Source organism: Pseudomonas sp. RC4D1 (genome assembly GCF_018390395.1).
Taxonomy (GTDB): domain Bacteria; phylum Pseudomonadota; class Gammaproteobacteria; order Pseudomonadales; family Pseudomonadaceae; genus Aquipseudomonas; species Aquipseudomonas danubii.
This window is the reverse complement of sequence record NZ_JAHBAW010000002.1, coordinates 334,866-347,345: the sequence shown is the minus strand read 5'-3', so window position 1 is coordinate 347,345 and position 12,480 is coordinate 334,866. Positions and strand designations below refer to the sequence as shown.

General features: G+C 42.5%; 11 protein-coding genes. All 11 read left to right on the top strand.

Features of this window, described 5'->3' with window-relative positions; all coding sequences use genetic code 11:
- The first annotated feature begins 57 nt into the window (after positions 1-57).
- The 11 genes from KHO49_RS17400 to KHO49_RS17350 all read left to right on the top strand — a co-directional run bounded on the left by KHO49_RS17400 (position 58) and on the right by KHO49_RS17350 (position 12,473).
- Positions 58-690 carry a response regulator transcription factor gene (locus KHO49_RS17400; protein ID WP_213665463.1) on the top strand — a complete coding sequence of 211 codons (633 nt, stop codon included), beginning with the start codon at positions 58-60 and terminating at the stop codon, positions 688-690.
- Positions 691-1,004: 314 nt separating this feature from the next.
- On the top strand, positions 1,005-1,553 hold the full coding sequence (locus tag KHO49_RS17395; RefSeq protein ID WP_213665462.1) for a fimbrial protein: 549 nt from the start codon (positions 1,005-1,007) through the stop codon (positions 1,551-1,553).
- 75 nt (positions 1,554-1,628) lie between these two features.
- Positions 1,629-2,369, top strand: a complete 741-nt coding sequence (locus tag KHO49_RS17390; protein WP_213665461.1) for a fimbrial biogenesis chaperone — start codon at positions 1,629-1,631, stop codon at positions 2,367-2,369.
- A 57-nt stretch (positions 2,370-2,426) separates the two neighbouring features.
- Positions 2,427-4,904 (top strand): fimbria/pilus outer membrane usher protein, encoded by a 2,478-nt coding sequence (locus tag KHO49_RS17385; protein ID WP_213665460.1) that lies wholly within the window; start codon positions 2,427-2,429, stop codon positions 4,902-4,904.
- A gap of 262 nt (positions 4,905-5,166) precedes the next feature.
- On the top strand, positions 5,167-5,730 hold the full coding sequence (locus KHO49_RS17380) for a fimbrial protein (protein WP_213665459.1): 564 nt from the start codon (positions 5,167-5,169) through the stop codon (positions 5,728-5,730).
- 81 nt (positions 5,731-5,811) lie between these two features.
- A complete protein-coding gene (locus KHO49_RS17375; protein ID WP_213665458.1) occupies positions 5,812-6,378 on the top strand; it encodes a fimbrial protein in 567 nt (188 codons plus the stop codon).
- Positions 6,379-6,422: 44 nt separating this feature from the next.
- Positions 6,423-7,115, top strand: coding sequence for a fimbria/pilus periplasmic chaperone (locus tag KHO49_RS17370; protein ID WP_213665457.1), 693 nt, complete (start codon positions 6,423-6,425; stop codon positions 7,113-7,115).
- Between the two features lie 128 nt (positions 7,116-7,243).
- Positions 7,244-9,871, top strand: coding sequence for a fimbria/pilus outer membrane usher protein (locus KHO49_RS17365; protein WP_213665456.1), 2,628 nt, complete (start codon positions 7,244-7,246; stop codon positions 9,869-9,871).
- Positions 9,871-10,383 carry a fimbrial protein gene (locus KHO49_RS17360; RefSeq protein WP_213665455.1) on the top strand — a complete coding sequence of 171 codons (513 nt, stop codon included), beginning with the start codon at positions 9,871-9,873 and terminating at the stop codon, positions 10,381-10,383. The genes KHO49_RS17365 and KHO49_RS17360 overlap by 1 nt, the downstream gene beginning before the upstream one ends.
- A gap of 2 nt (positions 10,384-10,385) precedes the next feature.
- The gene (locus KHO49_RS17355) at positions 10,386-11,441 is read left to right on the top strand and encodes a fimbrial protein (RefSeq protein ID WP_213665454.1); all 1,056 of its coding nucleotides are present in this window, start codon (positions 10,386-10,388) and stop codon (positions 11,439-11,441) included.
- A gap of 174 nt (positions 11,442-11,615) precedes the next feature.
- Positions 11,616-12,473 (top strand): EAL domain-containing protein, encoded by an 858-nt coding sequence (locus tag KHO49_RS17350; protein WP_349628967.1) that lies wholly within the window; start codon positions 11,616-11,618, stop codon positions 12,471-12,473.
- Positions 12,474-12,480: the final 7 nt, after the last annotated feature.

Here is a 12,480-nt window from a genome sequence, read left to right as displayed (position 1 = left end):
TTTAGTGATGGCGCTATATGACTGACAATGTGAAAGTAGGTAATAAAGGGTGGTTCAATGGAAATAGGAACAGCATTGCTGCTTGGCAGAAACCCACGAATGCTCACCGAAATAGCAGATGTCTTGATCAAGGAATCAGTTTCTGTATTGCTGCACACAGGAAGTTTCTTGGAGACTCTTGAAAAAGTTCACTCTCGATCTGCTGATATTGTAGTGCTGAGTGTCTCTGGTTTATGTTTTGAAGCTTTCAATTTGGTCAGAGAATTAAGTAGAGTCGACAGGTGTATACGGGTCATTGTTCTGACAATGCAAAACCTCCAACATTTTTCTGCGCGCTATAGGCGCGCGGGGGCCGCTGTGGTATTGGGCGCTGCATATAGCACTGGAGGTTTAACTTTTATACTCAGGGCATTGCGCTCTGGATATGGTTACTTTGATTTCATATTCGCGCCGATAAAATCAAATGAGAAGTCCTATAGTACGGAAAGTGATTTGATAGCCACTCTCACCGATAGGGAGTTAGTGGTTTTGCAGGCATTGGCCTTTGGTTTTTCAAATCAAGAAATTGCAGAAAAAATGAATATTGGTAGTAGGTCGGTAAGCTTCTATAAAAGCAGCATTTTTGAAAAGCTACAGTTAGACTCGATCTCAGAACTTGGAGAGCTGGTAGTACGTAATAAGCTCTCATGAACTCTGGCGGATAGAGTTCAATTTCTAAATAAAGAAATTCGTCGTAAAGTCGATGCATATTAGCTATGTGGAAACCTCATATAAATACTTGTCTGCAACTGGTAGCAAGCTCCTAAGGCTATTCGCGCAGGCCATTCCGAGGCACAACGTGGAGACTTAAGTTGTTAACATGTGAGATTCAATTTTGATTTGCGTCGTGATTTTGTGAATTGCTATTTTTGAGTTGTGTGATTTCGCTGTCACATGGGACTATTCCTAGGTAGTAGCAGTGATCACTACAACCACAAACAAAAGAAACTTAAGGAATGAAGGAAATGAAAAAGCAATTGTTTGCTTTGGCTGTCCTCACAGCTGTAGGTATTACACCAGCAGTTTATGCTGCTGCTGGTGATGGCACTATTAATTTCAAAGGCGCTGTCACGGGTCAGACCTGTACTATTGGTGTTAATGGTGGTGGTGCCTCACCTAGCGTTGCTCTACCTGATGTTAGCGGATCAAACTTCACATCGGTTGGTGTTACGCAAGGGGCGACTAATATCGACTTTGCTCTGACTAACTGTGTTGGCACCGCGGTGAAAGCATCAGTTTATTTTGGCGCCGGGACAGGAATCAATCCTGATGGCACTATTGCAAACTCTGCTACAGGTGCAACAGCAGCGAAAAATGTCGCTCTGCAGATCATTGATGGCAATAGCAGACCAGTTATTATTGGGAGTTCTACACAGACTACATCACCGGTCACGGCTCCTATTGTATCGGGCGCCGCAACTCTCAAGTATGCCGTTCAGTATATTGCAACAACAGTTCCAGTGGTTCCGGGTACTGTAAGTGGTGCTGTAACCTACTCGATAAACTATCTGTAATCTTGTAGTTTAAAGTCTCGCGATGCCTAGGTTCTAATTGTGGTGTCGCGAACTTGGCTAGCTTAGAGGTGAGTTATGTATAGCCGAGACCTTTTAAAAGTTACGATAGTCTCATTGATGATGATAGTCTGCTTTGAAGCCGTTGCGAGTGTAGTAATTAATGGGACGCGCTTGATATACTCGGGGGGCGAGCGAGAAGTTACCGTAAAGCTAAATAATAACGGTGATTCTCCAGCGCTAGTGCAGACCTGGATAGATGATGGTGATCCTAAGTCAACGCCTATGCTATCGAAAGCGCCATTTATCATATCGCCTCCAGTCTTTAGGATGGACTCTAAAGTAATTCAGAATCTACGAGTGATATTTACTGGAAAAGAACTTCCCCAAGATAAGGAGTCTATCTACTGGTTTAACTTACTAGAGATTCCTGCGCAGTCAAACTCTACGAGCGTCACGACTAATATGTTGCAAATGGCATTTCGTTCAAGAATCAAACTGTTCTATAGACCTAAGTCATTAGACGGATTTTCTTCTAGTGCTCCTGAACAGGTTAAATGGCGTATTGTACCTCGGGCTAAGGAATTCATACTAGAAGCACATAATTCTAGTGCATTCTATATAACGGTAACTAGTCTGCGTTTGCTAGAGGGGGGGCGGAGTTATAGCTCTGAAGGAGAAATGATAGGACCGGGCATGACTCATGAATTTGTCTTGCCTTCATTAAAGGAAGAACCTGGGAGTGAAGCAAAGGTTGAGTTCAATACACTTAATGACTTTGGTTTGGATGTTATAACTACACGACAGCTCTCGCTATAGTGCTCACCATAAAAATATAATTCATGGTCGATAATTTTTGTTTTCGGATCAATTACGATGCGATTATGGATGATGAAAAAGCGGTCTTTTTTTTTGTTTTCATGGTGTTTTTCGATTTTTTCGGAACAACTATGGGCAGAAGATGTTCTCTTCAGTAATGCATTTTTTCCTCAGGGCGAAGACAGTCTTGATCTTGAAAAATTTCAAAAAGGTACAGCAATTTTACCTGGGGATTATCTAGCGGACATTTTTGTAAACGGCCTGGTTGTGGGGCGCAAGAATATCAAGTTTATATCACTCCCAGATGGCGATACAGTTGCTTGTTTTACCCGTAGCTTACTGGATGTCTTTGGTATTAATGTAGAAAGTATATTAAGTGCGACGCATAATGACGACGGCTGTCTGGTGTTGCCTGACACTGTGAGTGGCAGCAGCGTAGTGTTTAATATGCAGAGTCAAGAGTTACTGTTGAGCGTTCCACAGGTAGCTATGCGCCGAGTTCCGCGAGGTTATGTTGATCCTGACACATGGGATCCAGGTAGTACTGCAGCCTTTCTAAAATACAATCTAAATACTACCCATAACCTTAAGGGAGACACTCCGGATGCTGCTTATCTAAGCCTTGATTCAGGATTTAATCTAGGGCGGTGGCGTATTCGCAACAATGGCTCTGCGAACTGGATGCCTCCGTACGGTGCTGAATATAAAAACCAGAATACTTTTATACAGCGTGATCTATCGTCGCTTGAAAGCCAGTTAACTTTAGGTGAAACCCACACAACTGGTGATCTTTTCGATACTTTGTTCTACAAAGGAGCACAACTTTCGACGGATGATCGAATGTTTCCCCGGTCTCTACGAGGCTACGCACCAGTCATTCGCGGGATTGCTCGTAGTAATGCTAGAGTGATAGTCCGCCAAGGCGGGAACATTGTACAAGAGTCTATAGTGGCACCTGGTGACTTCGTAATTGATGACCTCTACTCCAACGGAAATAACGGCGACCTAGTAGTCACCGTAATTGAGGCAGACGGTAGCCAGCAAGTATTTGTTGTGCCATATACATCGTCTAGTCAACTACTACGCCCGGGCATATCCAAGTATAGTTTGACTGTTGGACAGTTGAACTCGACATACCTTAACGCTCCTCCTAATTTTATCCAATCCACCTTTCAGTATGGATTGAGTAATATTTTTACTGGAGAAAGTGGTGCACTGATAAGCGAAAATTACGCGGCTCTGCTTGCGGGGCTAGCAATGAATACCTCATTGGGTGCCGTAGCAGTTAGTTTAAAAAAAACGAACACTAAGTTAGTCAGTGGCTCTGAACAAGGTGAGTCTTTACGGTTGTTATATGCTATTAACTCCGTGCGGTTCGGCAATAGTTTTATTTTGGCGTCAAATTGGAATTCACTATTGGGCCACCGAAGTTTATATGAGGCTGCACAACAGGTAGAGATTGAGAGTAATTCGATCTCAGGTGTAGAGTATTCAAAAGTACGCAACAGATTGTCGCTTTCTTCGAATCAGCGTTTAGGGCGCTGGGGGCAGCTAGGGTTTAGTATGCTTTCCCAAAGTTATTGGGGGACTTCCGGGCGCGATATTCAATACCAGTTTAGTTATAGTGCTAACCTTGATAAGGTTTCTATAAGCCTGAGCGCAAATTTTAGCGGTATGGATATCAGTTACTTACTAAGCATGGGCCTACCTTTTGAGTTTGGTTCGAAGAATCGCATAGTTCGACTTTCTAGTCAGGTTAGGCGTGATGCACTAGGACAGTTAGAAGAGGATATTCATCTCAGCGGCAGTGCTGGCGAATATAACTACGGCCTCGGTGTTCAGCATTCCGCTGCTACTGGTAGTATCGACTCATCTATTTTTGGGCAGTATCAAGGCACTAAAAGCAACGTTAGTGCTTCATTGACCCAGCGCGATGGCAACTCTGCTTTGGGGGGGAATTTTAGTGGCAGTGCTATTGCTCACCCTAGTGGATTAACCCTCTCACCATTTCGGAGCGATACCATCGCGGTAGTCAGCGCGGCTGGAGCGCAAGGTGCTCAGGTTATGGGGTTTCCAGGTGTAAAATTGGACAGATATGGAAGCGCCGTTATCCCATATCTACGCCCATATGAGATAAATGAAGTGGGTATTGATCCTCACGGCGCATCTATGGATGTCGAGATTAACGAGTTCAGTCGCAGGGTAGCGCCTACCGCAGGAGCTGTGTTGAACATAGATCTTTCCACAAGTACCGGTCGCGCACTTTTATTCAACGTCAGTTTGGAAGACGGTACCCTTTTACCCTACGGTGCAGATGTTAGCTTGCCAGATGGACAACCCTTAGGCGTTGTAGCTCAAGGAGGGCAGCTCTATACTAGAGTGCCAGGAAATATAAATGAGTTAATTATTACCTGGGGAGATGGTGTTCATCGGCAGTGCATACTGCAGGTTTCTGAAAAGGAAATCCTCGCACCAATCCTACAAGCGCATGATGTAGTCTGCCATCTTATAAAAAATAGAAACCATACTCCGTAAAGTAAACGATTTTACTCTACCGTTATGGTTATCCCCCCCCTGTGACACATATAAAATATTATGAGTAACTGGTTACCGATACATAATTCGCGGTGTCCGCCGGAGGAATAAAAGTGATTTTTATGAATTGTTGTGAAATCACTAATGAATTGGTTGCGTGCTTGTACTCCCAAGGTAAAGTCTAGATTAGTCGTTCTAAGGTCTTATCTTAAAGATTCTTGGTGGGCATATAATCAACCAAAATATGTAGCAGGTTTATATTATGAGAAAGAATTTTATTGCTCTCTTTGGTGCTGTAGCTGTGATGCCATTCATCGTAGCGAATGTTGAGGCTGCTGATCCAATCACCGTCAATGGCGGTACTATTCATTTTGCAGGGACCGTGGTGAATGCGGCTTGTGCTGTTAGTGCCTCCTCAACACAGATGAATGTTGTGATGGGGCAGGTCAGAGTCGCATCCCTTGACAAGGGAATTGGTACGCAGTCTGTATCAAGGACGCCGTTCCAAATTACGTTGACCGATTGCGATACGCTCGTTTCTAAAAATGCATCTGCAACCTTTAACGCTACACTTGATACGCGCATAACTGATAATACCGCAGCCAAAGCAGGTATTGGCAACGGCGTTGCGTATGGTGTCGGATTGCAAATATTTGATATTACCGGGAAACCCGTAACTTTCAATGCAAGGACTGCATCTACTGCTTTGACTACACAAACGAATCAATTGATGTTTCAGGCGGGATTTGTATCGACCGTAAGTCAAGGAGAAATCACACCGGGTGATGCAAGTACAGCTGTTAACTTTGATGTAAACTATTTCTGATAAGTAAAGCGCATATTGTGAAGCGTCTTCTTGGGACCTTCATAATATGCTTCTATAGATTGATAGTGAGGCACTGCTGAATTGAACATATCAAAATTCTCTATGTTGCCTGTATTTTTTTTATTATTTTTGGAGTGCTTTTATAACGCTGCTTACGGTGCAGGAGGGCACAACACTAAGGTTACGTTACCTGGTGGAAAGTTGACTTTGATAGGTGCGGTTACTAGTAGCGGCTGTCTGCTCAGCATGAGTAACTCCGATAAAAAAGTATCGATTGGTAAAATTAGCAGTAATCAATTTTCAGGGGTTGGCAGCGATGGTCAGGCTGTACCATTTTCTATTCAGCTAGATGATTGTTCAAGTAACGTTAGTCAGTCTGTCGTTGTCAGTTTTAGTGGTATTGCTGATAGAAACGATTCTCGGGTTCTGGCTATCGAGTCAAGTGACGGCTCGGCCCAAGGCATAGGTGTGGCACTATTTGATAAAGATAATAATTTATTGGAAGTCAATGCCTCTTCAGGATACTACGCGGTTTTGAATAATGGCATGAATACTTTGAACTTCTTGGCTAAATATCGGAAGACAAGCGAAAAGTTTGCGCCTGGGTATGCTAACTCTTTTGTTGATTTTACACTGACTTATGAATAATTGCGTATGACAAAGTCTCTTCAGGGCTATAGGGTGGATTTATTTTGAGTATTATTTCGTGCTGGAAAAAGGTTCTTGTTGTTAGCTTGGCGTCATCATTGTTGCTGATGTCAAAGTTTTCTCATGCGGGTGGAGTTGGTCTCGGGGCAACCCGTGTAGTTTATTTTTCCGATAACAATCAAGCTACATTGTCTGTTACCAATACTGATCAGGATAATGTTTACCTGGTTCAGTCCTGGGTTGAGGGCAACGACAAAGAGGTCGCGCAAGACTTTATGATCACCCCCCCTCTGTTTGTGATCAAAAGAAAATCAGAAAATATTCTTCGGTTGATATACGGCGGTGCTCCTTTGGCTGAGGATCGTGAGTCATTATTCTGGGTAAACGTTAAAGCTATCCCCTCTACTGATAAGCCTTCTGTAGGAGAGGAACAGAATATGCTGAAACTAGCGGTTGTCAGTCGGATCAAACTTTTTTATCGTCCGAAGGCATTAGCGGAGAATAAACTGGAAGCTGATAAGAAAATTCAGGCGGAGCGTAAGGGAAATCATTTAGTAATTAATAACCCAACACCATATTTTGCCAGTCTTGTTAATATTGCCATTGGCAAATACTCCCTAGAAAATACAATGGTCGCTCCTTACTCGGAAGCAAAGATATCGGTTCCTGAGAGTGAGGTCGGTCAAATAACGTATTCTTCGATAAATGATTATGGTGGAGTGACAAAGTTGAAATAACTAGATCGAGTTTTAATTCTGTAGTATTCAGCTTAATCATTCTTATTTTTCAAGTATCTTTGGCTTGATTCTACAGTGCGCTAATTGCCGTTGCTGTGCGTAGGTAATATTGCAGATGGAGTAGTAATATGCGTTACTTGTTAAGAAAAAATGCATGCGGCTTGCAAGTGTTGCATAATCACCAATGTCGCCGCTGTACTAAGATTGGTCTTGGTTTACTTGCACTGGCTTTTTTTAACTTTGCCTATGCGCAGCAGTACTTTGATCCGGCTTTTTTGTCAGATGCTAACTCTAAAGATATAGATTTATCCCGGTTTGAAACTGAGGAGGCATTACTTCCTGGAGTATATCATGTTGATGTGTACTTGAATGATGCGTTCGTGAAAAGTCGAGAGGTAGCGTTTAATCAGCGCGAGCTCAAGGGATTATCTCCTGCAAAACTTTTTCCATGTTTTTCCGTACAAGATATCTATGATCTGGAAATTAACAAGGCATCCATTAGGAGTCTAGATGAAGACCCACCAGGGACTTGTATATATCTAGAGTCTATTATCGACCAAGCAAATAGCAATTTTGACTTGGAGCGATTAAGGCTAGATCTGAGTGTGCCTCAGGCTTATTTGAAAAAAAATGCCAGAGGCCTAGTACCTGTTGAGGAATGGGATAATGGTATAAACGCGCTTCTGGTTAACTATAATTTCACTGGAGCGCATAACAAAAGCTCTTACGGGCATTCTGATGATAGCTATTTTTTGAATCTGAATAGTGGACTTAATGTCGATGCTTGGAGGTTAAGAAACTACTCAACTGTCAGTAATGGCAGTAGATATGGCTCTGGAGGTGCTCTTACGTGGAAAACAATTAACAGCTATGCACAGCGTTCTTTAGCCGGGATTAAAAGCTCTATATTGTTAGGCCAGGCAGCGACATCGAGTACTATATTCAATAGCTTTGGATTTCAAGGGGCGCGTCTATCATCAGATGATAGTATGTTGGCGGATAGCGAAAGAGGTTTTGCACCTGTAATCAGAGGCATAGCCAATGACAATGCCGAGGTTATTATTCGGCAAGGTGGCAATACAATTTATCAGACATATGTGTCCGCAGGCCCCTTTGTAATTAATGACCTTTATCCTACCTCATCAAATGGTGACTTGCAGGTCATCATCAAGGAAGTTGACGGTCGAGTTAACGAATATAGTGTTCCATATTCATCTCTGCCAATGTTACAAAGAGAAGGTCAGCTTAAATATGACTTGGTTGCAGGTTCGTTACGCAATACAAGTTATCAAACCTCCCCAGGTATCATTCAGGGAACGCTTGCTTGGGGATTAGGAGGAGGGTCAACGGTTTACGGTGGTGTTCAAAACGCTCAGAGGTATCAAGCATACGCTTTGGGGCTTGGACAAAATCTAGGACATTGGGGCGCAATGTCCATGGATATGACTACTGCTAATAGTATATTGCCGGATGACAGTCGACATACGGGATATTCTTTACGGGCTTTATACGCCAAGACGTTTTCTACAGCGGGGACCAATTTCAAATTAGCAGGTTATCAATACTCTACGCGTGGGTTCTATAATTTCAGCGACACGGCTAGTAAAATGATGGAAAGGAGGACGTCGATTTTTACTCAAGATGGTGAGATAGAGGCGAAGCCGATATTTTACGATTACTTGAACCTGAATCATCCTAAACGCAGTAGTATGCAGCTGAATATTTCACAGCCGCTGGACAAATTTGGATCTATATACGTGAGTGGTAATCGCCAAACTTTCTGGAATACCAAGGAAGTAACCGATTTATTGCAGGCTGGATATAATACATCCCTGGCAGGCGTGAATTACTCATTATCCTATAACCACAATAGAAGTGCTTGGTTTGATAAACCTGAAAAAGTTTTCTCATTGCGTCTGTCGATGCCTTTGGATGATCTTTTCGGTTTTAGATCTAAAAGTCGACTTGTTAACAGTGCTTTCGCTTCTTATGGACAGACTCGAAGCAATGATGGACACACGCGATACAATACTAGTTTGTCAGGGGCAGCGCTTGCCGATAACAATTTAAGTTATGGCGCTCATCAAAGCTATAGTGATGCTGATCATATTGCCACAAATGATCTTTCACTGAATTATCGCGGTGCTAGAGGTAATGTTAATGCTGGTTACTACTACAGTAGGGATATCAGTCGCCTTAATTATGGTATGAGCGGTGGATTGGTCGCACATGAAGATGGTATGACCTTCGGTCAACCACTAGGTGATACAAATATTCTCATCAAAGCCCCAGGAGCGGGCGGTGTGAAAATTGAAAATGGTGTCGGTATAAAAACAGATCAAAAGGGATATGCTGTATTGCCTTCAGCTTCCACTTATCGACAAAACAGGGTGGCATTGGATTCTTCGTCGGCAGCTGCAAACATAGAACTGGTTGATTCTGTTAGTTATGTCGTTCCAACCCAAGGTGCTCTTGTACGAAGTGTGTTTGATGTGCGCATTGGCGTACGAGCACTGATGAGCGTTAAATACTTGGGACGTGCTGTACCCTTTGGTGCGAGCGTGACTCAGGTATCGAGTGCCACTGATAGCATTGTAGGCAATAACGGCCAAGTATTCTTATCTGGGTTACCTTTGGAAGGACAGCTTAAAGTTTGGTGGAAAAATGGCCCTGGCGGAAGTTGCGCTGTCAACTATCGAATTGATGAGGGTGGTGAACTGAAGGAAATTAACAAGTTAACTGCGGAGTGTCTCTAATGGGTTGGCGCTATATAAGTGTTCTATTAGGGTCTACGTTGGCTTGTAACGCGGTAGCTTATGATCTGCTACTCAATGTAAATGGGACCATTGCGGCTAATGGTTGCATGGTGTCTGCGCAATCACAAAATATGCTGGTTGATTTTCACAATGTTGCAATAAAACAGTTTTATACGAATGGAACTCCTTTTGGAAAGAAAAAGTTTGTTATCAGTCTTGAAAATTGCGGTGCTGACGCTAAAACCGTGAAAGTAAAATTTGAAGGTGCTCCTGATTTACATAATCAAGAATTATTAGCGCTTACCGGAGGTGATGGTGTTGCCTCGGGACTGGCGATTGAGATAATGGATAAGGATAGCACTACGCTGACTGTTAACAGTTTTTCTACTCCGTTTATTATTGCGAAAAGTCCGAAAATCGATTTTGAATTTTATGCTCAGTATCGCTCTACAGGCCCAGTGACCGTAGGAATGGCCAATGCGGTAGTTAAGTTTGTCATGGAGTATCAATGATAATGATTTTACCTAATGTTCTAAAATGTAATTCAAAGTGTGTGCTGTTCTCAGTGCTTATGATATTTAATCAGTTAGCATTCGCAGTCACTCGTGGACTACTTATTGATGTTGATAACTTAAAAGTAACTAAACCACTTATGGCTGCCACAATCGCTGGCGAGGCGTTGAGTGGCTGGAAGAGTAATACAGTCACAGTTGCCAATTCCCCCGGTATTTCCAATACTTTGTATTTAAACTTGAGTGCTATGTCGAACGCTGTAGGGAGTTACTCGGAGGAAGGAAAAAATTATATGGTTTTTGATATAAAAGACGACTCGGGTGTGTCGTCTGGTGTCGGGTTTATTCTGAGAGTTAGTAGTTACCTTTGTTTATTCGGGGGCTGCTGGGGTTCTAATGGTGATATTGCAGTAGGTAATACTGAACTTGAAATTTCTCCTACGAAAGATTTTGATTTTGCACAAGTAATTTATAGTGTAAAGCTAATTGCTACCGGGGCCGAGATTAAATCTAGTTACTCTGTTCCTGATTGGCAAATTGGCGTGTTATCTTTCTGGGGTACGCAGAGTGCTAATAGGGTTGTTGTGATGAGAGGTTTTAATATTAATTATACAAAAACAGGATGCGTCGCAAGTGCTTATCCCTCTAGTATTAATATGGGGGTTGTATCGGTTGCTCAGTTAACCAATAGTCGTTCTGTAGCTGCATTACTTCCAGTCACGGTAAGTCTTAAATGTGATTCGGGTATAGGTGTTTATGCAAGCATGACGGATTTAAGCGATCCTGGGAATAGTAAGGAAAATTTAACTTTAATTCCTAGCACAAACACCGCAAAAGGAGTGGCTGTACGTTTCCTTGATGAGAATCAAAACGCTATATCTTACGGGCCTCCCTCTGCTTTTGTTGGCTCGCTCAATCAATGGAAAGTGAAGAGTTCGTCAGATCCAAATGAAGTGTCATTTAAACTTTATCCGCAGTATGTCATGACAGGTACTGCTAGCGACGTTACTCCTGGTGATGCAAATGCTATGGCAAGTATTACTTTTGCATACGAATGATTGGTTTATAAGCATATCAAATTTTTGGGTAGTGTTTGGGGACTGCTTTTTGTGTGTCTATTTTTGTGGTCGGTAGAAATGGAAATTCCTTTTGAGATGGTCGTGAAAGGTTAATATCATTTAACTGGCAGTTTCGAACGTTGGTTCAAGTTATTGAATGGGAGTCATGGAGCTGTGCTTTTTGGTATTCTTGTACTCATCTATTTTTTACCAGTGCTACTTGTTCTGGCTGTCTGCAAATTTGTTAAGTTTTTTTACGTAAATAACTTCTCGACGGAATCAAGCTTTGCCAGGGCTCTAGCGAACAATGAATTGAGCGTGTCTTATCAGCCAATAGTTGATGTGGCAACAGGAATGTGGGTGGGAGCCGAGGCGTTGATACGCTGGGGTAAAGCCAGCCCCGAGCTATTTATTCCTGTTATTGAGAGGGGGAAACTGATAAAGTCAACCACTAGATGGGTCTGTAGAAAAGTCATTGAGGATCATTCGCATTCTGTTTGGGCCTGTGATGATTTTTATATTAGTATCAATCTTTCTGCACAAGATGTTTTAGATCTATCGTTTCCCAGCTTTATCGAGCAGCTCCTATGCCTGCATAATATTCCCGCTTCACGGATTATGTTTGAGGTGACAGAAGGTGTTCTGCTTGATCAGCAGGTAGCGGTGCAGCAGTTAGACCTGCTACGTAGGAAAGGGCATAAGATCGCTTTAGACGATTTTGGAACAGGTTATTCCAATTTGTCATATTTAGACAATCTTCCTCTAGATATGATTAAGGTAGATCGCTCCTTTGTCGTCAAGCTTGATGCAAGTTCTTCTACTGTTGTTTTAACTCATATTTTGAAACTGTCCCTGCATTTACGGCTCAAAGTTATATTTGAGGGGGTGGAAAATGTCGATCAAGTTGAACGACTTACTGCTTTGGGTGCCTCTACTGTTCAAGGCTGGTTTTATTCCAAGGATTTAACTGTCGAGGAATTGGTGAGAGGCTATTTTTCTTTAGCGCATCCCAATCTCAATCGAATTATTTAAGCGGTTT

Excerpts from the sequence above, each read along its gene's own strand:
- KHO49_RS17400 (WP_213665463.1), top strand. The coding sequence starts at position 58 with ATGGAAATAGGAACAGCATTGCTGCTTGGCAGAAACCCACGAATGCTC.
- KHO49_RS17395 (WP_213665462.1), top strand. The coding sequence starts at position 1,005 with ATGAAAAAGCAATTGTTTGCTTTGGCTGTCCTCACAGCTGTAGGTATT.
- KHO49_RS17390 (WP_213665461.1), top strand. The coding sequence starts at position 1,629 with ATGTATAGCCGAGACCTTTTAAAAGTTACGATAGTCTCATTGATGATG.
- KHO49_RS17385 (WP_213665460.1), top strand. The coding sequence starts at position 2,427 with ATGCGATTATGGATGATGAAAAAGCGGTCTTTTTTTTTGTTTTCATGG.
- KHO49_RS17380 (WP_213665459.1), top strand. The coding sequence starts at position 5,167 with ATGAGAAAGAATTTTATTGCTCTCTTTGGTGCTGTAGCTGTGATGCCA.
- KHO49_RS17365 (WP_213665456.1), top strand. The coding sequence starts at position 7,244 with ATGCGTTACTTGTTAAGAAAAAATGCATGCGGCTTGCAAGTGTTGCAT.
- KHO49_RS17360 (WP_213665455.1), top strand. The coding sequence starts at position 9,871 with ATGGGTTGGCGCTATATAAGTGTTCTATTAGGGTCTACGTTGGCTTGT.
- KHO49_RS17355 (WP_213665454.1), top strand. The coding sequence starts at position 10,386 with ATGATTTTACCTAATGTTCTAAAATGTAATTCAAAGTGTGTGCTGTTC.